This window comes from Rhizobium tibeticum, from assembly GCF_900110205.1.
Taxonomy (GTDB): Bacteria; Pseudomonadota; Alphaproteobacteria; order Rhizobiales; family Rhizobiaceae; genus Rhizobium; species Rhizobium tibeticum.
The window spans coordinates 56,009-80,221 of record NZ_FOCV01000004.1; the positions used below are offsets into that span (position 1 = coordinate 56,009).

21 protein-coding genes and 3 pseudogenes are annotated in these 24,213 nt (G+C 62.0%); 17 read left to right on the plus strand and 7 right to left on the minus strand.

The window, feature by feature from the left end; all coding sequences use genetic code 11:
* Positions 1–21: 21 nt before the first annotated feature.
* On the plus strand, positions 22–936 hold the full coding sequence (locus tag BSG20_RS05655; RefSeq protein ID WP_072372150.1) for an SDR family oxidoreductase: 915 nt from the start codon (positions 22–24) through the stop codon (positions 934–936).
* A 6-nt stretch (positions 937–942) separates the two neighbouring features.
* Here the strand turns inward: BSG20_RS05655 and BSG20_RS05660 are convergent, their stop codons facing one another.
* Positions 943–1,287 (minus strand): MmcQ/YjbR family DNA-binding protein, encoded by a 345-nt coding sequence (locus BSG20_RS05660; protein ID WP_072372153.1) that lies wholly within the window; start codon positions 1,285–1,287, stop codon positions 943–945.
* 63 nt (positions 1,288–1,350) lie between these two features.
* Here BSG20_RS05660 and BSG20_RS37250 point away from each other — a divergent pair.
* Positions 1,351–1,980, plus strand: a pseudogene (locus BSG20_RS37250) (phage terminase large subunit family protein); the annotation flags it as partial.
* 3 nt (positions 1,981–1,983) lie between these two features.
* Here the strand turns inward: BSG20_RS37250 and BSG20_RS38350 are convergent.
* Positions 1,984–2,115: a hypothetical protein gene (locus BSG20_RS38350; protein ID WP_258579391.1), complete on the minus strand. Its 132-nt coding sequence runs from the start codon at positions 2,113–2,115 to the stop codon at positions 1,984–1,986.
* Between the two features lie 150 nt (positions 2,116–2,265).
* Between BSG20_RS38350 and BSG20_RS05675 the strand changes: the two genes are divergently transcribed.
* A complete protein-coding gene (locus tag BSG20_RS05675) occupies positions 2,266–2,952 on the plus strand; it encodes a glycoside hydrolase family 19 protein (RefSeq protein ID WP_072372159.1) in 687 nt (228 codons plus the stop codon).
* A 20-nt stretch (positions 2,953–2,972) separates the two neighbouring features.
* On the plus strand, positions 2,973–3,281 hold the full coding sequence (locus BSG20_RS05680) for a Dabb family protein (protein WP_072372162.1): 309 nt from the start codon (positions 2,973–2,975) through the stop codon (positions 3,279–3,281).
* 463 nt (positions 3,282–3,744) lie between these two features.
* Here the strand turns inward: BSG20_RS05680 and BSG20_RS35505 are convergent.
* From BSG20_RS35505 to BSG20_RS05690, 3 genes and pseudogenes are all read right to left on the minus strand, one after another.
* Positions 3,745–3,879: pseudogene (locus tag BSG20_RS35505) on the minus strand (IS110 family transposase); the annotation flags it as partial.
* Between the two features lie 172 nt (positions 3,880–4,051).
* Positions 4,052–4,444, minus strand: coding sequence for a GFA family protein (locus tag BSG20_RS05685; protein WP_072372178.1), 393 nt, complete (start codon positions 4,442–4,444; stop codon positions 4,052–4,054).
* Between the two features lie 158 nt (positions 4,445–4,602).
* Positions 4,603–5,817, minus strand: coding sequence for an MFS transporter (locus BSG20_RS05690; RefSeq protein ID WP_072372181.1), 1,215 nt, complete (start codon positions 5,815–5,817; stop codon positions 4,603–4,605).
* Between the two features lie 103 nt (positions 5,818–5,920).
* Here BSG20_RS05690 and BSG20_RS05695 point away from each other — a divergent pair.
* The 9 genes and pseudogenes from BSG20_RS05695 to BSG20_RS05735 form a co-directional block, all read left to right on the plus strand.
* Positions 5,921–6,058 (plus strand): annotated as a pseudogene (locus BSG20_RS05695) (phage tail tube protein); the annotation flags it as partial.
* A gap of 355 nt (positions 6,059–6,413) precedes the next feature.
* Positions 6,414–6,662 carry a hypothetical protein gene (locus BSG20_RS05700; protein ID WP_024313764.1) on the plus strand — a complete coding sequence of 83 codons (249 nt, stop codon included), beginning with the start codon at positions 6,414–6,416 and terminating at the stop codon, positions 6,660–6,662.
* Positions 6,663–6,715: 53 nt separating this feature from the next.
* Complete coding sequence (locus tag BSG20_RS05705; RefSeq protein WP_018860060.1) at positions 6,716–7,387, plus strand: response regulator transcription factor; 672 nt, start codon at positions 6,716–6,718, stop codon at positions 7,385–7,387.
* Positions 7,377–8,780: a sensor histidine kinase gene (locus tag BSG20_RS05710; RefSeq protein ID WP_072372184.1), complete on the plus strand. Its 1,404-nt coding sequence runs from the start codon at positions 7,377–7,379 to the stop codon at positions 8,778–8,780. The genes BSG20_RS05705 and BSG20_RS05710 overlap by 11 nt, the downstream gene beginning before the upstream one ends.
* A gap of 116 nt (positions 8,781–8,896) precedes the next feature.
* Positions 8,897–9,322: a hypothetical protein gene (locus BSG20_RS05715; RefSeq protein WP_072372188.1), complete on the plus strand. Its 426-nt coding sequence runs from the start codon at positions 8,897–8,899 to the stop codon at positions 9,320–9,322.
* A 127-nt stretch (positions 9,323–9,449) separates the two neighbouring features.
* Positions 9,450–10,583 carry a c-type cytochrome biogenesis protein CcmI gene (ccmI, locus tag BSG20_RS05720; protein WP_072372190.1) on the plus strand — a complete coding sequence of 378 codons (1,134 nt, stop codon included), beginning with the start codon at positions 9,450–9,452 and terminating at the stop codon, positions 10,581–10,583.
* Positions 10,580–11,032, plus strand: a complete 453-nt coding sequence (gene ccmE, locus BSG20_RS05725; RefSeq protein WP_072372193.1) for a cytochrome c maturation protein CcmE — start codon at positions 10,580–10,582, stop codon at positions 11,030–11,032. Before ccmI ends, ccmE begins: the two co-directional genes overlap by 4 nt.
* Positions 11,029–13,017, plus strand: a complete 1,989-nt coding sequence (locus tag BSG20_RS05730; RefSeq protein WP_072372196.1) for a heme lyase CcmF/NrfE family subunit — start codon at positions 11,029–11,031, stop codon at positions 13,015–13,017. The genes ccmE and BSG20_RS05730 overlap by 4 nt, the downstream gene beginning before the upstream one ends.
* A complete protein-coding gene (locus BSG20_RS05735; protein ID WP_072372199.1) occupies positions 13,014–13,463 on the plus strand; it encodes a cytochrome c-type biogenesis protein in 450 nt (149 codons plus the stop codon). Before BSG20_RS05730 ends, BSG20_RS05735 begins: the two co-directional genes overlap by 4 nt.
* Positions 13,464–13,465: 2 nt before the next feature.
* Here BSG20_RS05735 and BSG20_RS05740 read toward each other — a convergent pair whose 3' ends face one another.
* Positions 13,466–14,644, minus strand: coding sequence for an MFS transporter (locus tag BSG20_RS05740; RefSeq protein WP_072372201.1), 1,179 nt, complete (start codon positions 14,642–14,644; stop codon positions 13,466–13,468).
* A gap of 220 nt (positions 14,645–14,864) precedes the next feature.
* On the opposite strand from BSG20_RS05740, the gene BSG20_RS05745 reads away from it, so the two are divergent.
* From BSG20_RS05745 to BSG20_RS05760, 4 genes are all read left to right on the plus strand, one after another.
* Positions 14,865–16,433 carry a Do family serine endopeptidase gene (locus BSG20_RS05745; RefSeq protein ID WP_072372651.1) on the plus strand — a complete coding sequence of 523 codons (1,569 nt, stop codon included), beginning with the start codon at positions 14,865–14,867 and terminating at the stop codon, positions 16,431–16,433.
* A 79-nt stretch (positions 16,434–16,512) separates the two neighbouring features.
* Positions 16,513–17,259: a response regulator transcription factor gene (locus tag BSG20_RS05750; protein WP_072372205.1), complete on the plus strand. Its 747-nt coding sequence runs from the start codon at positions 16,513–16,515 to the stop codon at positions 17,257–17,259.
* Positions 17,256–18,659, plus strand: coding sequence for a sensor histidine kinase (locus BSG20_RS05755; RefSeq protein ID WP_072372207.1), 1,404 nt, complete (start codon positions 17,256–17,258; stop codon positions 18,657–18,659). Before BSG20_RS05750 ends, BSG20_RS05755 begins: the two co-directional genes overlap by 4 nt.
* A gap of 135 nt (positions 18,660–18,794) precedes the next feature.
* Positions 18,795–21,752, plus strand: coding sequence for a bifunctional [glutamine synthetase] adenylyltransferase/[glutamine synthetase]-adenylyl-L-tyrosine phosphorylase (locus BSG20_RS05760; RefSeq protein ID WP_072372210.1), 2,958 nt, complete (start codon positions 18,795–18,797; stop codon positions 21,750–21,752).
* Here the strand turns inward: BSG20_RS05760 and BSG20_RS05765 are convergent.
* Entirely contained in the window at positions 21,749–24,067 is a 2,319-nt protein-coding gene (locus BSG20_RS05765) for a PAS domain-containing sensor histidine kinase (RefSeq protein ID WP_072372212.1), read from the minus strand. The genes BSG20_RS05760 and BSG20_RS05765 overlap by 4 nt on opposite strands.
* Positions 24,068–24,213: the final 146 nt, after the last annotated feature.

Sequence of the window (24,213 nt, forward strand, 5' to 3'; positions counted from 1 at the left end):
TCAAGCGTGGAGGAGAAGCCAGTGTCAGCAGACCTTTCGGGAAAGATTGCCCTCGTGGCCGGCGGCACCCGCGGTGCCGGTCGCGGCATTGCGGTGGAGCTGGGCGGTGCCGGCGCCACGGTCTACGTTACCGGCCGCACGACGCGGACAGAGCAATCGGAGTACGCCCGGCCGGAAACGATCGAGGAGACGGCCGACATGGTCACAGCCGCCGGCGGCAAGGGCATCGCTCTTCGCGTCGACCATCTCATACCAGCGGAGGTCGAGGCGCTGGTCGGCAGGATCCGCCGCGAGCAGGGCCGGCTCGACATCCTGGTCAACGATATCTGGGGCGGCGAGCATCTGACGGAGTGGAACAAGCCAGTTTGGGAGCATTCGCTGGAGAAGGGGCTGCACATGCTGCGGCTGGCGATCGACACCCACCTGATCACCGCGCACTACGCGCTGGCGCTGATGATCGAACACCCCGGCGGCCTGCTGGTCGAACTGACCGACGGCACGGCCGAATACAATGCCACGCATTACCGCCTCTGCCCCTATTATGATCTCGTCAAGACGGGCGTCATCCGCATGGCCTGGGCGCATGCAAAGGACCTTGCGCCGCATGGCGCCACCGCGGTCGCCATCACGCCCGGCTGGATGCGATCGGAGATGATGCTCGATATCCTCGGCGTGGGCGAGGAGAACTGGCGCGATGCAACGGCGGTGCAGTCCCACTTCGTCATCTCCGAGACGCCGCGTTTTACCGGCCGCGCGGTCGCCGCACTCGCAGCCGATCCCGAACGCGCCCGCTGGAACGGCCAGTCGCTCTCGAGCGGCGGGCTGGCCAAGGTCTACGGTTTCGACGACGTGGACGGTTCGCGGCCGGATTGCTGGCGCTACATGGACGAGGTGATGGAGGCCGAAAAGCCGGCCGACGCGACCGGCTATCGTTGAATCGGATTAGCCGGACGGGATGACAACGAACTGTCTTTGCAGTGTTTTCGGCGCGGCGTTCCGCCAAGACTTGCGCACGAGATCCTGCACCAGTTCGTCGCTCGCCTTGCCGTAGAAGAGCCGGGTCGAGCCGCGCAGTCCCCAGCCCCCGGGCACGGCAGTCGTGTCGTCGGGTGCCACAGCCAGCGTCATATGCTGCTGGTCGGGTGTCAGGCGGACGACGCAGTAGTCCTGATCCGGCATCGTCAGGAATATCTTGCCGCGCACGCGCAAATCGCGCGTGCCGTGGTGCGCGCTCTCGACCGCCTCCGGCAGGCTGAGCGCAAACGAAATGACCTCGTCCTGGTTCATGCTCTTAAAATTAGCACAGGCTGATAGGCGCGGGCCAATCAGAAAAACTCACGCGGCCGCCCGCTCGCCGGCTGCTACGGCGGCACCCGGCTCGGGCGTCAGAAGCTGGACGATGAGCTGATCGAGGATCGCGAAGACGCGCTCTGGCGGCGCGAGTTGATCGAGGCCGCCACGATCCGCTTCACTGGCGAACTCAGGCGTGTCGTCGTTGCCGTCGATCCGCCGGCGGCGGCGCCGCAATCGTGCTGCGCATCGTCGTGACAGGAGGAGGCGTCGTCGGGCCGGGCTGCGGTGCTTGCCGATTGTTGGCTGCAGGGCGCAAGCACGGCCGGCTGGGCAAGCGCGGTGGTGCGGGCCTGCCGGCGCTTTTCGGCCGACCGCGTGGTCGCCGAGATCAACCAGGGCGGCGAGATGGTCGCCGCGATGCGAAAGAGCCTCGACGAGAGCCTGCCGCTCTCGACCGTGCGCGCCACCCGCGGTAAGTATCTGAGGGCCGAGCCGGTCGCCGCACTCTGCGAGCAGAGGCGAGTTGCCCATGCCGGCCGCTTCGTCGCGCTGGAAGACCAGATGTTGCGACTTCGGCCCGGACCGGATTTCATCCGGCCGCTCGCCCGACCGGCTGGATGCGCTGGTCTGGGCGTTGACGGCATTGATGCTGGAGGGAAATGAAGAACCCGGGTGAGGGGTATCTGAGGCTTAGCGTTGCGGCTGCGGCTGCGGCGGGCGCGGGGTCTGCCGCTCAGGGCGGACCTGGCGCCACTCGTTTTCGAGCTGGTCGATGACATGCTGGGGAATGGTCGGCTGATTGCTGTTGCCAGGCTGCTGCATGCTCTCCTCCGAGTGCTTGATTTAACGGTGAGTTAATCACTGGCACGGCTTAAACTACGTGTAAATCATGCGCTTAAACACTTTAAACGATTGAATTAATTTTAATCGATTGAGGCGCAAAGCGCCGTACCACTTTTTGAGGCGGGTATCATGGTTATCCACATCGACAGGCCCTTCTTCTTCGACACGGTGCGGGGTTCGCTCTTCAAGGGTGCTCTGAATCAGCCGCAGGTGGAGGGCATGACGGCGATCCTCGACTTCTGGGAGGACCGGATGCCCGACACCGATCCGCGCTGGCTCGCCTACATCATGGCGACCGCCTATCACGAGACGGCCTACGCGATGCAGCCGGTGCGCGAGACGCTGGCGGCGACCGACGCCCGGGCGATCGAGATCCTGGAAAACGCTTATGCGGGCGGCAAGCTCTCCTGGGTGAAGACGCCCTACTGGCGGCCGGACGAGGATGGCAAGAGCTGGCTCGGCCGCGGCCTGGTGCAGCTCACCCACAAGCGCAACTACGAGGCCATGAGCCGGCTGACCGGCATCGATCTCGTGGCCGAACCCGACCGGGCGATGGAGATGGACGCGGCCGTTTCGATCCTGATCGAAGGCATGGTGCAGGGCTCCTTTGCCACTCACAAGCTCGCCGACCATCTGAACGAGACGACGGACGACTGGATCAATGCGCGCCGCATCGTCAACGGCACGGACCGGGCGGAGAAGCTCGCCGGCTACGGCAAGACCTTTCTTGCGGCCATCCGCCGCGAGCAGCCGAAGGGCCGGCTTGCGCGGTTGAAGGCCTGGCTCGTGCGTGCTATCGCGCGGATCTTCGGCTAGACCCTGACAGGAGTTTCCGCGTGATCCGCCACATCGTCTTCTTCACAGCGCCTGCGGAAAATCTGGATGAAGTGCGCGCCGGCCTGTCGATCCTGACGGCCATCCCGCACGCCCGCCTGCTGGAGATCGGCACCAACATCAAGACCGACCAGCTCGGAACCGACGTCGACCTCGTGGTCTACGGCGAATTCGACGACGAGGCGGCACTCGCCGCCTACAAGGCACATCCCGACTACCAGCGCTCCATCGACCTCGTGCGCCCGATCCGCGAAATGCGGATGGCGGCGGACTATGACAGCGACGCGGCCGTGAAGCAGCCGCTGGGGTGATGGTGTCGGCAAGTTGCCGCGTTGTCCACTAAGCTTGGGGGTAGCGCCAGCGTCCGCTTTGCGCCGATATTGTTCTCTAATGGGTCAAGGAGCGGCAGCTCGATTACAAGCATTGTGGACGCTTTCGAGAGCCTGGCTTCTCTACGTGCTCAGGTGGTACTTGATGGGAGTCGGCCGATCTGGTTGGCCGCATGCTACAGTATCGGCGCCGTCATCCATTCCCTCCCTGGGCGTCGCGCCGCTCGGAAGCTCGTTCTCTAATGGGTCAAGGAGCGGCAGCTCGATTACAAGCATTGTGGACGCTTTCGAGAGCCTGGCTTCTCTACGTGCTCAGGTGGTACTTGATGGGAGTCGGCCGATCTGGTTGGCCGCATGCTACAGTATCGGCGCCGTCATCCATTCCCTCCCTGGGCGTCGCGCCGCTCGGAAGCTCGTTTCGGTCTCCTATCCGGGCGATCGTTTGCTATGCGGCTTTGAACTCGGTGCCGCGCCTGAGCATCGCATGCATGATGATGGCAAGCCGCCGTGCGAGAGCAATCCGCGCCTTTCGCATCGTCGACCGCCTTGCGAGCGCCAGCGCCCAGTCCTTCAGCTTCAAGAAGGTGCTAGACCAGTTGGCGCTAAAGAAGGCGCGGCCCCGGTCTCCCTGAGGACACAGAGCCGGCGCGAACCGAGGGCGAAGCTCTATGTTGCAGAGCTGCGGTTCAGGGAAGTGACAAAACCGGCTCCCGCTGTCGCTTCGTAACGGCGCCTCGCACCGTTCGGGCGACCTATTCCTCGAAGCGACTCGTGGTGTCCCGATCGCGGTCGTATCGTCTCGCCAGTGGAAACGGCGGCAGCCAGGACTCGCGACGGACGGTCCAGAGTTCGTAGGTCGGCCTCAATTGGTCGGGAGCATCGAGAGACCCCAGGTTCACTTCGATCTCGTCGCCAGTGCGTCCGAAGACGGGCGAGCCGCAACTGGGGCAGAAGAACCGCCCGGCGTAGTCACGTGTTTCGCCGTCGATCGTCACCGCATCCTGAGGAAATATCGCAGAAGCGTGAAAAAGAGCCCCATGATGCTTGCGGCAGTCGAGACAGTGACAAAGGCCGACCCGGTATGGTCGTCCCGACGCCACAATTCGGACGCTGCCGCACAGGCAGCCGCCAGTGAACCGGTCCATGCTTCTTCTCCAAGATCAAGCGGTGAACTGTTTACAACGAACAGCATTGTTGTCGCTATTGCTCGCTGCGATCGGGGAACGCGCGCGTCGCCCCACGATGCGAGAGACGAACCGACATTTCTCGCCCATTGTCGCATGCACAGCGGGCTTCGTCTCGCTCAAATCTGTCCGCACAGCCTAGTGGCGGCCTTGACCTGCGCCGCCAGCATCAGGACGAAGCCGAGCGACATGAGGGCAAGCATGGCGCAGGTCGCGATTGCGGTTCCAGCGCCTCCGCGGTCGAGGATCGCCGTGAAAACGACCGGTGCGATGGCGTTGGCGAGATTTTGCGGCAGCGACAGCCGGGCGGATTGCAGTCCGTATTCGCGTGGCGAGAACAGGGCGAGCGGCAACAGTGCGCGGGCGACCGTCATCACACCGGAGCCGAAGCCGTAGAGCAGGATGAAGCTGATCAGCAGCGGCGTCGAGGGCGGCATTGCGAGCATCAGCAAAAAGCTTGATACCATCAGGGTCACGCCCATTGCGGCGCTGAGAATCGGGTTGCCACGGCGGCCGAGCAGCATGTCCAGGAAGCGAGCGGAAATGCCGATGACACCGCGTGCCGAACCGAGCTGCAGCGCCAGCGCCGGCGAGGCGCCGGACTGGCGGAAGATTTCGAGCAGCGATGGCGACAGGCCGAAGGTGATGAAGGTCGAGATCGTCGTTGCCGCGGCAATCAGAAGGAACGCCTTGCGTTGTCCGTCGGGGGAGAGTGGTACCGGCGTTTGCTGTGTGGCGTTACCGTCCGCGGCAAAGGCGATCGGCTTCGGCAGGGCGAAAAGATGCAGCGGCAGGCATACGAAAAACTGCAGCGCAGCGCAGATCAGAAAAGTGATGCGCCAGCCGACGGTCTCGTTGAGCAGGCTGAGGATCGGCCAGAAGATTGCGCTCGAAAGGCCGGTGAACAGCATGAGGATGGCGATCACGCGTTTGCTGTCAGGTCCGGCGCGCTCGACGACGGCGGTATAGGCCGGGGCGGAGAGACCGAAGGCGCCACTGGCGCCGACGGCGATCCAGGCAAGCACATAGAGGATGATACCCTGCGCGGCGGCTAACAGCAGCAGGCCGAGGGTGAAGGTGATCGATGCGGCGGCGAGCAGGCGTGCGGCGCCATGTCGGTTCAGCAGGCGCCCCGTTGCAGGGCCGGCAAAGGCGCTGACGATCATCATGATGCTCAGCCCGCCGAAGACCACCTCGTTCGGCAAGCCGAGATCGGGCGCGATGACGCGACCCATGACGCCGAGCATATCGAAGCTGGTGCCCCAGCCAATCAGCTGCGTGACGGCAAGGACGGCGACCGTCTGCGCCGAGCGCAGGGGGATGGATCGAGGCATGGGCGGGCTTTGAGGCGGATGGGGTTGCGGCGAGGCGGTCGGTCGTAGCAGCTTCGCCGGCTGGTTGAAAGTGACAAGTGGATGACATCAGTGGGCGCGAGCGATGGTGACGCAGAAGGGCAAGGACCTGCTCCTGACGATATTCAACGGAACAAGCTACGAAACGGTGGCGGGACTGACATCGAAACGCCTCGCCTTCAACGCCGAAACCGTCGATGTCACCGATGCCGAGAGCGGGGGCTAACGCGAGTTGCTGGGCGGCGCCGGCGCGATGCGGCTGCAAGCAGCGTTCGCACCATTCACAATCCTGCAGCGGGCTCGCTGGTCATTGCCGTGGATGGTATCCAGCAAAGTCCGGCGGCGCTTGGCGGCCTGCTGGCCGTCTTTGGGCATGTCACCGCCAAGGAGGCCATCAAGTCCGCCGCTTGACGCCGGTCCGGCGAGCGGCGGCGTCGTTCGCCGAGCGCATTTTTGAACACGGGTGGCGCGAATTCGGAATTGTTCTAAGCATCAGGGATTACAAGGCATTCATTTGCCATTCAGGTCGCTTGAGTACATAGTCTGGGCCAAGTTAGTATCCATTGAAAGCATTGCACATGGCCTCTCCCTTGAGCGTCGCAGCGCTAGCCGCCGGGCTGGCGATAACGTCGCCCACACCGGATAATCCGCGTACCCTGACGGTGCGCGTTGCAGGCGATTGCAGCGAGGCGGCGCGTGACGTTGTGGAAAAAACGGGAGGCCAGCTCCTTTCCGTCCAGCCTTTGGGCGATAGCTGCATCATTACCGTTCTCGTCCAGGGCAACGGCCAGCGCCCGCGTAAGGTAACCGTCAAGGTTCCGATGTAGGCAGAATCGGCCTATCTAAACACCGAGAAGATCAAGCGGAGTAAAGCGGACCGATGCGCATTCTGGTAGTCGAAGACGACGTCAACCTGAACCGGCAGCTCAGCGATACCCTCAAGGAAGCAGGCTACGTCGTCGATCAGGCTTTTGACGGCGAGGAAGGGCATTTCCTTGGCGATACCGAGCCCTATGATGCCATCATCCTTGATATCGGCCTGCCGGAACTGGATGGCGTGACGGTGCTCGAGAAGTGGCGCGGCGCCGGTCGCGGTATGCCGGTGCTGATCCTCACGGCTCGCGACCGCTGGAGCGACAAGGTCGCCGGTATCGATGCCGGCGCCGACGACTATGTCACCAAGCCTTTCCACGTCGAGGAAGTACTGGCGCGTATCCGCGCGCTAATCCGCCGGGCGGCGGGGCACTCTTCGTCCGAAATCATCTGCGGCCCGGTGCGGCTCGATACCAAGAGCTCGAAGGCCACGGTCAACGGCGTGGCGCTGAAGCTGACCTCGCATGAATACCGGCTGCTTTCCTATCTCATGCATCACATGGGCGAAGTGGTTTCGCGCACCGAACTGGTCGAGCATATGTACGATCAGGATTTCGACCGCGATTCCAACACGATCGAGGTTTTCGTCGGGCGCCTTCGCAAAAAGATGGGTGTCGATCTGATCGAAACGGTGCGCGGGCTTGGCTACCGTATCCAAGCGCCGAACAATGCGAATTAAGTCGCTTACTGCACGCGTCCTGCTGCTGACCACGATCTGGTCAACCGTCGCGCTTGTTGTCATCGGCCTTTTGATCTCGACGCTGTACCGGAAGAGCGCTGAGCGCGGCTTTCAGGACCTTTTGCGCGCCCAGCTCTACAACGTCATCAACTCCGTGACGATTGGCGATCAAGGAGCGCTCAGCGGCAGCCCGCAGCTTGGCGATCTGCGCTTTGCTCAGCCGAAAACGGGCTGGTACTGGGTTGTCGAGCCGCTCGGCACTTACACGGCCCCGCCGCTGGTCTCGCCGTCGCTCGGCTCCGTCTCGATCCCCGTTCCCTCCGTTCTCGAAGCGCCCTTCGACAAGAACTACGAGCGCTACTACCAGGTGACCGATGCCTCGGGGAACCGTATCCAAGTTGCCGAGACCGAGGTCGTGCTGGATACCGATGGTCGCGCCGCGCGCTTCCGCGTCACCGGCAACGTCGACGTGGTCGAAGACGACGTTCGCAATTTTTCCCACAGCCTTTACCTGGCGCTGGCTGGCTTCGGCGTCGGCAGCCTCATCGTCAACGCACTCGCGATTCTCTACGGCCTCAAGCCGCTCGACAAGGCGCGCGCCGCTTTGGAACGCATCCGCGCCGGCGAGAGCGAACAGTTGAAGGGCGAGTTTCCGCGCGAGATCCTGCCGCTTGCAAACGAAGTCAACGCGCTGATCGACAGCAATCGCCGGATCGTGGAGCGGGCGCGCATGCAGGTCGGCAATCTGGCCCACTCTCTGAAGACGCCGATCGCCGTGCTGCTCAACGAGGCGCGCGTTCTGGAACGCTCTCACGGCGACCTCGTGCGGAGCCAGGCGGAGGCGATGCAGGGTCAGGTGCAGTCGTATCTGAACCGCGCCCGAATTGCCGCACAACGCGAATCCGTGCTCGCCCGCACCGACGCCGAACCGGCGATGGAACGGCTGGTGCGCGTCATGCGACGCTTGAACGTCGACAAGGAGTTCGAACTCACGGTGGCGCCGCCCCATATCGCGGTTGCCATGGAGCAGCAGGACCTCGAGGAGGTCGTCGGCAACCTTCTGGAGAACGCCGCCCGTTTTGCGTCGACCAAGGTGCGCCTGTCCGTCGCGGAGGCACCCGGGGAGCTCAAGGGCGCCGAGGGCAGCGGGCGCCGCCACTGGGTCGAGCTTGTCGTCGAGGACGATGGACCGGGACTTGAGCCGGATCAGATCCGCGAAGCGCTGAAGCGCGGCAAGCGGCTGGATGAAAGCAAACCAGGTACGGGGCTTGGCTTGTCCATCGTGACGGAGATTTCCAACGAGTATCAGGGGCGACTCGAATTGTCCCGCGGCGAGTGGCAGGGACTGAAGGCCCGCCTTATTTTGCCGGGCATCACAAAGGATGTTGCGTGAGCAATTGCTTGATGTCACATAGACTTGGGCGATTGCATAGCATGCTTTGCCTTATTGCCGACACGGCTTGGTGCGCGTGTGGCTCGTTGATTGACACCTGATTCTGGTTCGGCTGAATGATGCTACGCTCGCAAGGCATGATCGTTTCCTCGCTTCTCGTCGCCATGACGCTTTCTGGATGTCAATCGACGAAGAGCGGTGGCTCGGGCGGTCTTTTCTCGCGGAAGCCTCCGGCTTCGGCCACCTATATTGCGGCGTTGCAGGGCGGCATCATCGGTCGTAGCGACGTGGACCTCAGCGACAGCGACCGTCAGCGCGCCCTCGAAGCCGAGTATCGTGCCTTGGAAGGGGCCGGCGTCGGACAGCCTGTCGTCTGGAGCGGACGCAATGTCAGCGGCAAGGTCGTCGCGGCTGCGCCCTATCAGGTCGGCTCGCAGAATTGCCGTCAGTATACTCACAGCGTGACGATCGACGGCAAGGAGACGGTGGCGCGCGGCTCCGCCTGCCGAAACGACAATGGTAGCTGGTCGCCGCTCGGTTAGTCGGTTTTGCAGCAAAAACAGACGATAGGATGAGCCGCAGGCTGCGTATTGCGGCCAAACGCCTCAAATAATCGTCATTGCGGCTTTGCTTGTTGGAATAGACGTTCGCTTCGAGTATTTGGCGCCTATGCTTTTCTGGATTCTTGTGGCCGTTTTGACGGCGGCTGTTGCTGTCATTCTGCTTTATCCGCTTTTGCGTGGAGCGAGAGCGGTCGACGATACGCGCGCCGGCGAGGCTGCCGTCTATCGCGATCAGTTGCGAGAGCTCGATCGTGACCTTGCCAGCGGACTGATTTCAGCCGAGGAAGCGGACTATGCGCGGGCCGAAATCGGCCGACGCCTGATCACCGTCTCGGTCGCGCCGGTCACCGATCGCAAGGTCACCAAGCATCACCGTCTCTCCGAAGCCTTCGTGCTGCTGATGCTGCCGGTCGTGGGGCTCTGTCTTTACATTCTGGTGGGGCGACCGGATTTGCCGTCGCAGCCGCTGGAAGCCCGACTTTTGAACCCCGGCAACGATATGGCGATCCTGGTCGCCAAGGCCGAGCGCCATCTGGCGCAGAGCCCCAATGACGGCAGGGGCTGGGAGGTGCTGGCGCCGATCTACTTCAACACCATGCGTGTTGCCGAAGCCGAGACCGCCTATCGCAATGCGATCCGTCTGCTCGGGCCAAGTGCTGCGCGCCTCGACGGACTTGCCGAGACGCTAATGGCGACCTCGAACGGCGTCGTCACCGAAGATGCACGCAAGGTGCTGGAACAGTCGCTTCAACTGCAGCCCGACAATCCGAAGGCGAGCTTCTACCTTGCGCTCGGCATGGAACAGGCCGGCCAGGCTGCACAGGCTAAGGCCGCCTTTGAAGCCCTCGCCAAGCAATCGCCCGCCGACGCGCCCTGGATGCCGCTGGTCGCCGAGCATATTGCGAAGAACGGTGGTGCGTCGCCGGGCAGCGCTGGGCAGGCGCCGGGCAATCCGACGCAGGCAGATGTTGCTTCCGCCGAGAGCATGAACACTGGCGATCGGCAGCAGATGATTGAGGGCATGGTGGAAAGCCTCGATGCCAAGCTCACCGAAGACCCGAACAATCTAGAAGGCTGGTTGCGGCTCGTCCGCTCTTATGTCGTATTGAAGGACAAGGATCGTGCGGTTGGAGCTTTGAAGCGCGGACTGGCAGCGTTTCCGGCAAGCAGCGAGCAAGGCAAGCAGCTGCTGGCGTTGGCACGAGAGCTCGACATCGCGACAGAAGGAATGACGGAATGACGCGCAAGCAGAAACGCTTGGCAATCATCGGTGGCGGCATGAGTTTCATCATTGCCGCCGTGCTGCTCGTCATGTTCGCCTTCAGCCAGTCGGTCGCCTATTTCTATATGCCCGCGGATATCGCGAAAAATCCGGTGCCGCCTGGAACCCGGATCCGGCTCGGCGGTCTTGTCGGCGACGGCAGCATCGTGCGCGGCGCGGGATCGACGGTGCAGTTTGCCGTGACGGACGCGACTGGCGACCTTGTCAGGGTGCGATACACCGGGATTCTCCCCGACCTCTTTCGCGAGGGCCAGGGGGTCGTGACCGAGGGCCGTTTCGAAACAGGCAGCGACGTCTTCACCGCCGATACGGTGCTCGCCAAGCACGATGAGAAGTACATGCCGAAGGACGTCGCCGACAAGCTGAAGGCGCAAGGGCTCTGGAAGGAAGGGGAGGCGGTGCAATGATCATCGAGATCGGCCACTACGCTCTTATCCTGGCGCTTGCGACGGCGCTCATTGTCTCCGTTGTTCCGGTGATCGGTGCAAGGCGCCTCGACCGGGCGATGATGGACGTCGCGTCCGTAGGCTCCCTGGCGATGTTCGCGCTTGTGGCTTTCTCGTTCGCCGTTCTGACTTACGCTCACGTCGTATCGGACTTTTCGGTGGCGAACGTCTGGGAGAATTCGCATTCGCTGGTGCCGCTGCTTTTCAAGTTTTCCGGGGTCTGGGGCAATCACGAAGGCTCCATGATGCTCTGGCTGCTGATCCTGGCGCTCTTCAGCGCCTTGGTTGCAGCCTTCGGGCGCAATTTGCCGGACTCGCTGCGGGCAAACGTGCTTGCCGTTCAGGCTTGGATATCGGTCGCGTTCATCCTGTTCATCCTTCTTACCTCCAACCCGTTCATGCGTTTGGATCCGGCTCCGGCCGAGGGGAAGGACCTCAACCCTGTCCTGCAGGACGTCGGCTTGGCGATCCACCCGCCGTTGCTCTATCTCGGCTACGTCGGCTTCTCCGTCTGCTTCTCCTTTGCCGTGGCAGCGCTGCTCGAAGGGCGCATCGACGCGGCGTGGGCGCGCTGGGTGCGCCCCTGGACGCTGGCTGCCTGGACGTTTCTGACGCTCGGCATCGCCATGGGTTCTTATTGGGCCTACTACGAGCTTGGATGGGGCGGCTGGTGGTTTTGGGACCCGGTCGAGAATGCGTCATTCATGCCGTGGCTTGCCGGAACGGCGCTGCTGCATTCGGCACTCGTCATGGAAAAGCGCGAGGCGCTGAAGATCTGGACGGTTCTGCTTGCCATCCTGACGTTCTCGCTGTCGCTGATGGGCACTTTTCTTGTCCGATCCGGCGTCCTGACTTCGGTACATGCTTTTGCCAGTGATCCGTCGCGCGGCGTCTTCATCCTGTGCATTTTGCTGATTTTCATTGGCGGAGCGCTGTCGCTCTTCGCATTCCGCGCGCCGCTCCTGTCGGCAGGCGGCCTGTTCGCTCCCATCTCGCGCGAAGGTGCGCTCGTTCTCAACAATCTGATCCTCACCGTGGCTTGCGGCACGGTGCTGACCGGTACGCTCTATCCGCTGCTGCTGGAGACGCTGACCGGCGACAAGATCTCGGTCGGACCGCCCTTCTTTAACATGACCTTCGGCTTGTTGATGGCGCCGCTGCTGGTGATCGTCCCCTTCGGTCCGCTGCTGGCATGGAAGCGCGGTGACTTGCTGGCTGTTTTCCAGCGGCTTTATCTGGTTGCGATCCTGGCCTTTGTTGCAGCGGTCATCGTTTTCTATATCGAGCATGGCGGTCCGGTGCTTGCCGTGCTCGGGCTGGCTGCCGCTTTGTTCCTGATTTTCGGCGCGATTGCCGATCTTTGGTATCGCGCGGGCGCGGGCAAGGTCGCGGCTTCTGTCGCCTGGAGGCGCCTTGCCGGCCTGCCGCGCTCGGCCTTCGGCACAGCGCTCGCTCATGCCGGGCTTGGCGTCGCCGTCCTCGGCATCGTCGCGGTCACCACCTTCGAAACCGAGCATGTGGTCGAGATGAAACCCGGCCAGACCGTGGAGGCCGGAGGCTACTCCGTGCGTTTCGACGGCATGAAGCCGGCCACTGGCCCGAACTACAGCGAGGAGCGGGGTCACTTCAGCATCGGCCGCGGTGGCGTGGAGGTGGCCGATGTCTGGTCATCCAAGCGGATCTACGCGGCGCGCCAAATGCCGACGACCGAAGCCGGCATCCTGACTTTCGGCCTTAGCCAGCTCTACATGTCCCTCGGGGATTCTACGGACGATGGCGGTATCGTCGTGCGTATCTGGTGGAAGCCCTTCATCCTCTGCATCTGGGGCGGTGCGCTGATCATGGCGATCGGTGGGTTCGTTTCGCTCAGCGACCGGCGTCTGCGTGTCGGCGCTCCGAGCCGGAGAGCAAAACCGGCGCCCCCGGCCATGGAGCCGGCGGAATGATCCGGCGCTTGCTCCTCGTGCTGGCGATGTTCCTTTCGTCAGCGCCGGCCGTCAACCCGGACGAGGTTCTTGCAGATCCGAAGCTCGAGGCACGAGCCCGGACGATCTCCGCGGAACTGCGCTGCATGGTCTGTCAGAATCAGTCGATCGACGATTCCAATGCCGAGCTCGCAAAGGACCTGCGCTTGCTGGTGCGCGAGCGGCTAACCGATGGCGATACCGATGAACAGGTCATGAACTACATCGTTTCTCGATATGGCGAGTTCGTGCTGTTGAAGCCACGTTTCGAAACGAAAACGATCCTGCTGTGGGGCGCGCCGCTCCTGCTGGTTGTTGCAGGCGGCCTGTCGCTGATCGTCTTCGCACGCAAGAGGGCAGGCAGGCCGACAGGCTCCAAGCTGACCGCCGAAGAACAGGCCCGATTGAACGAACTGCTCGACGAGTGATCTTACGACCATCTACGGAGGCGGTCTCGCACCACAGACGCGACCAGCGCTGCGGTGAATGCCAACACCACGCAGCCCGCCGCGATTGGTCCTGCAGACGGCGAATACACGTCCATCACCGCGCCGACCGAGGACGAGCCCACCGCGCTGCCGACGGCGTAGGCAAGGGCGAAGGCAGCGCTTCCCGCGACAAGCCTATCGCCGGCATAGCGTTCGCCGAGGATTGTCAAGGCGCAGGTGTAGAGCGAAAAACTCGCTGCTCCCATGATGCCGAACATCACCAGAATTGCTGCCTGCGACTGAAGGAACGGGATCGCGATGAAGCTCAGCCCGGCAAGTAGGCCGGAGCAGATGGCTACTCCGAAGCGCGAGGTCTTGTCGAGAAGCCAGCCGACCAGCGGTTGGGCAAGTGCGGTCGGTAGCGCAAGCACTGTAACGCTGATGGCGGCGAACGCCTCGGAATAGCCGAGCCGGACGAAATAGACCGGCATGGCTGAGATGGCGGCAATATCGGCGAATGCAAATGCGACCACCATGCAGATCAGCATCGGTGCGCTTCTGACAAACTTGAAGAGCGCTCCTGATGCGGCCTGCTCGGGAAGCGTGCGTGCTCTCCGGGTTAGGATGATCGTCAGGAAGGCGACGCAGGCGACGTAGACGGCAAGCAGCGCGAAGGCAAAGCCTTGCTCCGTGCCGAAGATCGGAATCACCAGCGGACCCGCGGCAAAGCCGCCGCACATGCCTGCCCCATAGAGACCGGAGACACGCCCGCGCAGGCGGTCAGGGCAGGCCGTATTAAGCCAGGCCTCGCTCAGCATGAAGATCAGGCTGACGAAAAAGCCGAGAAAAAATCGAGCGATGCACCACACCCAGAAAGTGTCGAATGTCGCGAAGGTCGAGAGACTGACCGCACAGCCGACGAGGCCCGCGACGATCAGCCGGTCGCCCCGCACCTTTCGCGACAGCCACGTCACCGCGAACGTCGCCACGGCCAAACCTGCCGCAAAGCAGCCGGCGTTGAAGCCGATGAGGCTCGGCGAAACATTGCGATGCTCAAGGACAAGAGAAATCAGCGGATAGGTCAGTCCCTGTGCAACCGCGAAGGCGGTGACACCGAAGATGACGGCAGCGAGCGCAGCAGTATCGGGCGCAAAATCCTCTCCCGTGACCACATGGGCCATGGTTTCGTCCTCCTCCGGTTGTAAGCAGGAGGCTTATCGACTCTAAGCGCTTTAGTCGAGGGAGATTGCTGCACCGGATCGCAATGCGGTCGTATTGCACATTACGAATTATTCATCGCTCGGACAGTTCGCAGTAAGGTGTGCCGTCCTATATCTTCCTTCATCAGCCGATCCGGTCATCCTGATCCTGAAGATGTTGAAGTCAAAGAAGGTGCCACTCATGTTCAAGAATATCAAAGCTCCGTCGCTCAATACCGCGCTGAAGGCCTCGACCGTCGCGGGTCTTGCCGCTGCGGTGCTTGCGACCGGTATTCCGCTCGAAATCACTCGCTCCTATGCCGAAGCTGTCAAGGTTCAGGCTCCGTCCGTTCCGAGCTTCGCGAACGTCGTCGATGCCGTTTCGCCGGCGGTCATTTCGGTCCGTGTCGAAAATCGCGTCAAACCGGTGTCCGATGATGATGCCAACGGCTTCGCCTTCGACTTCAACGGTCGCGGCTTCGACGATCTTCCCGATGCCCTGAAGCCTTTCTTCCGCCAGTTCGGTGAGCAAGGTCCACAGGGTCCGCAGGATCGCCGCGGTCCTCCGCACCATGGCCCGCAGGATGGCAAGGGCCGCCTGCGTCCGGTTGCCCAGGGCTCGGGCTTCTTCATTTCTGAGGATGGTTACATCGTCACCAACAACCACGTCGTTTCCGATGGCGCAGCCTTCGTTGCAGTGATGAACGACGGCACCGAGCTTGATGCCAAGTTGATCGGCAAGGATCCGCGTACGGACCTCGCCGTTCTCAAGGTTGATGGCAAGGGCCGCAAGTTCACCTACGTCAACTGGGCAGATGACAACAATGTTCGCGTCGGCGACTGGGTTGTCGCGGTCGGTAACCCCTTCGGTCTCGGCGGTACGGTAACAGCCGGTATCGTCTCGGCACGTGGCCGCGACATCGGCTCTGGTCCGTATGACGACTACCTGCAGGTTGACGCCGCAGTGAACCGCGGTAACTCCGGTGGCCCGACCTTCAATCTCAATGGCGAAGTCGTCGGCATCAACACCGCGATCTTCTCTCCGTCCGGTGGCAGTGTAGGTATTGCGTTTGCCATTCCGGCGTCTACGGCCAAGGATGTCGTTGCCGACCTCATGAAGGATGGACAAGTCTCCCGCGGCTACCTGGGCGTTCAGATCCAGCCCGTTACCAAGGACATCGCCGACTCGCTCGGCCTTTCCGAGGCGAGCGGCGCGCTTGTTGTCTCCGCTCAGGCGGGTACGCCGGGTGAGAAGGCGGGCATGAAGGCCGGCGATGTGGTCACCGCCGTCAACGGCGAGACGGTCAAGGATGCCCGCGACCTCAGCCGCCGCATCGGCGCCATGACGCCCGGCAAGAAGGTCGAGCTTTCTGTCTGGCGCTCCGGCAAGGCTCAGTCTCTGACGGTCGAACTTGGCACGCTGCCTGCTGAACAGAAGGATGCTTCCGCTGACGACGGCGATCAGGCGCCGGAAACTCAGGCTCCTGCTTCCGAAAAGGCACTTGCTGACCTCGGCCTGACGGTTGGGCCTTCTGACGATGGCAAGGGGCTTCAGATCACCGGTATCGACCCGGACTCCGACGCTGCCGACAAGGGCATCAAGGAAGGCGAGAAGATCACCTCGGTCAACAACCAGGAAGTCTCCAATGCCGATGATGTCGTCAAGGTCCTGAACCAGGCGAAGAAAGATGGCCGCACGCGGGCACTCTTCCAGATCCAGTCGAAGGACGGCAGCCGCTTCGTCGCCCTTCCGATCAACGGCCAGGGTTAATCCTCCCAACCCTGACAGAGTGGGGAGCCGCGCCCTCTGGGCGCGGCTTCCTTTCGCCAAATATTCGCAGGTGATCGCAATGACCTCTGTGCCACAGGAAGCAGCTTTGAGCCTTGCCGAAACGCAACTGGCGGGTAATGTCGGCCGCATGAAGATTCTCATCATCGAAGACGATCTCGAAGCAGCGGTTTATCTCACCAAGGCGTTTCGTGAGGCGGGCATCGTGGCCGATCACGCAAGCGACGGCGAAAGCGGGCTCTTCATGGGCTCGGAAAACACCTACGACGTGATCGTCATCGATCGCATGTTGCCGCGCCGCGACGGTCTGTCCGTCATCAGCGAATTGCGCCGCAAGGGAATCCACACGCCTGTTCTCATTCTCTCTGCCCTCGGTCAGGTGGACGACCGCGTTACCGGCCTCAGAGCGGGCGGCGACGACTATCTGCCGAAGCCCTATGCGTTCAGCGAACTTCTTGCGCGTGTCGAGGTGCTCGGACGTCGCAAGGGGGCACCGGACCAGGACGTTGTTTACCGCGTCGGCGACCTTGAACTCGATCGGCTCGCGCACGAGGTCCGCCGCGGCGGCAAGGAGATACCGCTGCAGCCGCGCGAATTCCGTCTGCTTGAGTATCTGATGAAGAACGCCGGCCAGGTGGTGACCCGCACGATGCTTCTGGAGAACGTCTGGGATTACCACTTCGATCCGCAGACCAACGTCATCGACGTGCACGTTTCTCGGCTGCGGTCCAAGATCGAGAAGGACTTCAGCCAGCCGCTTCTCAAGACCATTCGCGGCGCGGGGTATATGATCAAGGACGAGGGATGAACCGTTTCTGGTTTCTCTTCAAGTCCACGGCAGTCCGCCTTTCGGCACTTTACATCCTGCTCTTTGCCATCTGCGCCGCGACGCTGGTCTTCTATGTGACGGCGATGTCCGAGCGGCTTCTGACCAACCAGATCCGCGAAGCCGTGCAGCAGGAAGTGGACCAGGTCCAGCGGGCCTACGACGCCGGCGGCATGAATCTTCTTCTGCGCACGATGGAGCGGCGCGCGCGCCAGCCAGGCGCCAATCTCTACATCATTGCCGGTCCCTCGGGCGATATCCTCGCCGGGAACGTCGCATCCGTGCAGCCCGGTGTGCTCGATGAAGAGGGGTGGACCTCCTTGCCCTTCATGTATCAGCGTTATGCCGACAGCGGCCTCAGCCGCCGGCATATGGCGGTTGCCAACATTTTCGTGCTGGACAACGGGCTGCGTCTGCTGATCGGCCGCGACCTCGGCGAGCCTGAGGCATTCCGCGGGCTGGTGCGGCAGGCTCTGATGATCGCTCTCGCGATCATGGGCCTCGGCGCCATCATCATCTGGTTCGGCATCGGTCGGAACGCCCTGAAGCGGATCGACCGCATGTCCGATGCGAGCAAAAAGATCATGGCCGGGGATCTCTCGCAGCGGCTTCCGGTCGGCGGCTCGGGCGACGAGTTCGATCGTCTGTCGGTCTCGCTCAATACAATGCTCGGCCGGATAGAGAAGCTGAACGAAGGTTTGCGGCAGGTTTCCGACAACATTGCGCATGATCTGAAGACACCGCTGACGCGGTTGCGCAACAAGGCTACCGATGCTCTGGAAACCGCAGACGCCGAGGTGCGACGCACCGCGCTTGAGGGGATCATATCCGAGTCCGATCAGTTGATCCGCACGTTCAATGCACTGCTGATGATTTCGCGCGTCGAGGCGGGTTCGGTCGCCGCCGAAATGTCTCGGGTCGATCTCACCGCCATCGTCGCAGACAGCGCGGAACTGTATGAGCCCGTCGCCGATGATGCAGGGCTTGCGCTCACCTCGTCGATCGAGCCCGACATCGAAGTTCAGGGCAACCGCGAGCTGATCGGCCAAGCGATTTTCAATCTCATCGACAACGCCATCAAGTATTCCTCGGATGCGGAAGGCCACGGCGATATCACGCTGAAGTTGCTTCGCCGCGCCGATGGCATTTGCCTCTCCATTGCTGATCGCGGACTAGGTGTCCCGGCCGAGAAGCGCGAAGATGTACTGAAGCGCTTCGTGCGGCTGGATGAAAGCCGCTCCAAGCCCGGCACCGGTCTTGGCCTCTCCTTGGTGGAGGCGGTCATGGAATTGCATGGCGGGAAACTGGAGCTTTCGGACACTGATGCGCAGAATCAGGAGAAGCGAGGTCTCACCGTCAGCATGATCTTTCCGGTGAAATAGCACTGACCATCATGGCGGCAGCGGATCGAATTCGATGTTGGCCATTACCGCCACAGACCCTACCTTAGAGCGTAATTGCCGGAAGTCGCTATGATTCTCCCGGTTGTTCGCGGTTCTGTTCGCCAGGGAGGGTGCATGCTGACGAGTTCGAGGCATAGCCTTGTTGAAGTAGCCGACGGGTTGCTGAAGCCGCTGAACAAGGGCGAGCTGAAGCTTGCGCAGGCGGATCTCCAAAGGATCGGCAAGAGCGAGCCCGATGTGGCGGAGATGCTCAGGGCGGAAGGCGGATTTCGCGACTTCATCACGGCCGCGCTGACCTTGTCTCCCTATCTGCGTGACATCGCGAATATCGATACGGCAATTCTCGCAACTGCAATTTCGGAGCCGCTGGAACCCCGGATAGAGGCGCTGATCGCAGAAGCGCGCGCATGTTGGAAGCCGGCGGCAAGCGGCGATCTGCCGAGTGAAGCCGACGTGATGAGCCGCCTGCGTATCATCAAGCGCAAGGTCGCCTTCCTTGTCGCCATGGCAGATCTCGCCCGGATATTCGATGGTCGCGCGACCACGGCTTGGTTGAGCCAGCTTGCGGAAGCGTCTGTCGGTGCGGCGATAGATCACCTGCTGCTTGCCGCCCACCACGGGGGCAAGGTCACGCTAAAGGATGTTTCCGCTCCCAGCGAGGGCTCGGGGCTGATCGTCCTCGGCATGGGCAAGCTCGGCGCTTGCGAACTCAACTACTCGTCCGATATCGATCTCGTCGTATTCTTCGACGAAGAGGCGGGGATCATCCCGGATCCGGACGACGCGATCGAAATCTTCCCGCGGCTGATGCGACGGCTGGTGCGGATCATGCAGGAGCGTACGGCGGATGGATATGTCTTCCGGACCGACCTTCGGCTGCGACCCGATCCAGGATCAACGCCGCTTGCCATCCCCGTCGACGCGGCGATGATCTACTATGAGGGCAGGGGGCAGAACTGGGAGCGTGCCGCCTTCATCAAGGCGCGCGCCGTCGCTGGCGATATCCTTTCTGGCGAGCAATTCCTGCGCGGGCTCGTTCCGTTCGTCTTTCGCAAGTATCTCGACTACGCCGCCATCGCCGATATCCATTCCATCAAGCGCCAGATCCATGCCCACAAGGGGCATGGCGCGATCGCGGTTAAGGGCCACAACGTCAAGCTCGGTCGCGGCGGCATCCGCGAGATCGAGTTCTTCGCGCAGACACAGCAGCTGATCGCCGGCGGCCGGATGCCGGCACTTCGTTGCCGCGGCACCGAGCAGACGTTAGCGGAGCTGACAAAGGCGAAATGGATTGACGAGGAAACGCGGGACGAGCTGACCGAGGCCTATTGGTTCCTTCGCGATGTCGAGCATCGAATTCAAATGGTGCACGACGAGCAAACACATCTTCTGCCAGAGACCGAAACCGACCTGAAGCGCATCGCCTTCATGATGGGGTTCGACAATACGCCGAGTTTTGCCGCGCGCTTGGTCGAGGTCTTCAAAACGGTCGAGCGACGCTATGCTCGCCTATTCGAACAGGAGACCAAGCTTTCAACGGAAACGGGCAATCTGGTTTTTACCGGACAGGCCGATGACCCCGATACGCTTAACACGCTGCGCAAGCTCGGCTTCGAACGACCCTCCGATATCTCCCGTGTCATCCGCACGTGGCATTACGGTCGCTACAAGGCGACGCAGTCCGTGGAGGCGCGCGAGCGCCTGACCGAACTGACGCCGGAACTGCTGCGTGTGTTCGGCGAAAGCAAACGCGCCGATGAGGCGATCCTGCGGTTCGACAGCTTTCTGTCGGGTCTGCCCGCAGGCATTCAATTGTTTTCGCTCCTCGGCAGCAACCCGGCGCTTCTATCGCTGATCGTCAACATCATGTCCTCCGCACCGAAGCTGGCTGAGGTGATTGCCGCCAAGCCGCATGTTTTCGACGGCATGCTCGATCCCGGCCTGATGGCGGAATTGCCGACGCGCGCCTATCTCGCCGAACGTATTGGCGGCTTTCTCGCGCCCGCACGGTACTATGAGGAGGTGCTCGATCGACTGCGCATCTTCGCCTACGAACAGCGCTTCCTCATCGGAATCCGGCTGTTGACCGGCGCGATCCGGGGCGCCATGGCCGGCCGCGCCTTCACGCATTTGGCCGATCTCGTCCTCGAAGCGGCACTCGATGCCGTCATGAAGGAGATCAGGGCGGCACATGGCAATTTTCCGGGCGGCCGCGTGGCGGTCGTCGGCATGGGCAAGCTCGGGAGCTTCGAACTCACTGCCGGCTCTGACATCGATATCATCTTGCTCTACGACTACGACGATGAAGCCGCCGAATCCTCCGGCCCCAAGCCTCTCGACGCGACGCGCTATTTCACCCGCGTCACGCAGCGGCTGATCTCGGCGCTCTCGGCGCCGACGGCTGAGGGCGTGCTCTATGAGGTCGACATGCGCCTCAGGCCGTCGGGAAACAAGGGGCCGGTCGCTACCCGTATCAAGTCCTTCGAAAAATATCAGCGTGATGAGGCTTGGACTTGGGAGCACATGGCGCTGACGCGCGCCCGCCTCGTGTGCGGAGACAGAGAACTGATCGGTGAGGCCGAGCGGATCATCGCCGAAGTGCTCTTCGCAAAGACGGACTCAGACAAGATCGCCAAGGACGTGTCCGAGATGCGGGCCTTGATCGAGCAGGAAAAGCCGCCGGCCAGCATCTGGGACCTGAAGCTTATTCCCGGCGGACTGATCGATATCGAATTCATCGCGCAGTATCTGCGGCTAGTGGCCTCCACGAAAGGTATCGCCGTTGACGGGGACGACTTCAACACGGCGGGGCAGGTGAAGCTTATCGGTGTGGAGCTGATGGACCGCGATGACATGGAACTCTGCCTGGCAGCGCTGTCGCTCTATACGGATATTTCGCAGCTCATCCGCCTGTGCATCGACGGTCTGTTCGATCCCAAGGAGGCTCCGGCGGGCCTCACCGATCTCGTTTCCCGTGCCGGTGACTGCCCTGACATCAAGACGCTTGAGGGAGAGATCAAGCGTCTTTCGAAAGCCGTCAGGAAAATTTTCCAGACGGTAGTGAAATCTTAGTGGCCGTTGTTTGGAATGTGCAGTGAAATGACGGTGCCAATCGCCTCGCGCGACCGGATCTTCATCTTGCCCCCGTGAAGTGTCGTCAACGACCGAGAGATGGCAAGACCGAGGCCAGAGCCTCCCTTGCTCTTTGCGTACTGGTTTTGCACCTGCTCGAAAGGCTGGCCGATCTTGCCGAGCGCCGCGCGAGGGATGCCGATACCGGTGTCGGCAATCGTCAGCATGACGCCGCTGTTGGTGCGACGCGTGCGAACGGCGATACGGCCACCTTCGTTGGTAAACTTTACTGCGTTGGAGAGCAGGTTGAGCAGGATCTGCTTCATCGCGCGGCGATCGGCGGTCAGCCTCATGCCATCGCAAATGCGCTGCTCGACGAAGATATTCTTCTGTGCGGCGGGGATCGCGGTGAAGCGAAGGCTTTCTTCGATGAGCGGCGCGAGATCGATCGTTTCGCACTCAAGCTTCATGTGGCCTGCTTCGATCTTCGACATGTCGAGAATATCGCTGATGACGTTCAGGAGGTGCTTGCCGCTATCGTGGATGTCGCGCGCGTATTCATTGTATTTCGACGAGCCGAGCGGGCCAAACATCTGATCCTGCAGGATTTCCGAAAAGCCGAGGATTGCGTTGAGCGGCGTGCGAAGCTCGTGGGACATGTTCGCCAGGAACTCGCTCTTCGCCCGGTTGGCGCCTTCCGCGCGCTCCTTCTCGACGAGATAGTTGGAGTTGGCGACGGAGAGTGCAGCCTTCTGGCTTTCCAGAGTCTGACGGGAAGAGGAGAGGTCACCGATCGTCGCCATGAGCCGGCGTTCGGAGTCACGCAGACGCTCCTGGTTGCGTTTCAGCAACGTGATATCGGTGCCGACAGAAACCATGCCGCCGTCGCGCGTACGGCGCTCATTGATCTGCAGCCAGCGCTCATCAGCAAGCTGTACTTCGGTCGTGCGGGAGTAGCCGGGGCCATCTGCATCGGCGATGCGGCGTTCGATTACCGGGCGCGCTGCCGCGGCATTGACAAGTGTGCGCTCGGTCCCCGGGACCAGAACGCTATCGGGAAGTCCGTACGCCTGCTGGAAATGCGCGTTGCACATGACGAGACGGTCGTTCTTATCCCAGAGCACGAACGCTTCCGAGGTGCATTCGATGGCGTCTGCCAGCCGCTGATCGGCCTCGGCGTAACGCTGGGCGAGGCGATGCTGCTCGGTCACGTCCATTGCGATCCCGATCATGTGGACGCGGCCGGAATTGGTACGGATCACCTGGGCGCGAGCCCGCATCCAGACATAGTGGCCGCCGGCATGCCGCATACGGAATATCTGGTCGACCTGACCGGCATCGCCACGTGCGATCGACCGGGCGATTTCGTAGACACCGCCGTCATCCGGATGCATCAGGCGGGCCGCATCGCTGAAGCACATCGTCCGCTCCGAAGCGGGAAGGCCCAGCATTTCGTACATCGAGCGCGACCAGTAGAATTCGCGACTGTCGAAATCGAAGTCCCAAAGTCCGCAGCGGCCGCGCGACAGCGCGGTTTCGACGCGGAGGTTCGACTCTAGAAAGATATCGTCGGCATCGCGGGCGCGCTTCACCTGCATGTAGTAGGCATATAGGATGACGAGCAGGATGGAGGAGATGCCTGCGAACAGTGTCACGTTCAGCGTGACTTCGTCCCGCCAGAGTTTGCCGATCCGCTCCAGCGATGTCGCGGCGATGACATAACCCCCGGACCCGCGGATCAGAGTAATCTCGGCGTAGTGGGGACGGCCGCTGATCGTCGTTTCGATGACGCCGGCGCGATCGCCGAAACGGCGGATCGCTGAGATCTCCGAGAAAAAGTCTCCGACGCTGGCGCCAAGATAGGCTGAGCCGGCTGCCGTTGCTGCGAACACCTTGCCGCTTGGCTGCACCAGCAGCACGAAGGCGTCATCGTCCAGGCGATCCTGCGGAAGAAAGCGCGCCAGCCGAACCTGCGCCTGCATGACGTCTGCGGTTTCGAATATCTGGTTGGCATCGGCGAAGGCCGCAGCGGCAGTCGCGGCCGCAAGTGCGGTGGAATGGCGGGCGGCGGCCTCTGTCCGACCATACTCGGAGATCATTCCGAAAAAGTGCGATGCAGCCACAACCGTAAGGAAGGCTACGATCAGAATCGGAATAATTCGCTTCAGGACGATTTCGACCTGGGAGAGGTTGCGCGAGGACGACGAGGAAACGCGGGAGCGCGTGGCTGAAAAGCTATCGCGCCAGGCCAGGAGGTCGTCGAAATCGACACGCAGCCGCCCGTCGGCTGCGGTTGCCCGCCGCACGTTCATCATCGCTTCAACCTTGATCCCTCGTGTGATTCGCAGCGCCGCTCGCCCGAACCTGACTCAATGAATCACTGGTGATTCGCCTTGTCCAGAGGAAAAGGTAAAAATTTGTTAACCGATTCTAGATGCTGAATTTTCCTCGGCGATCCGAA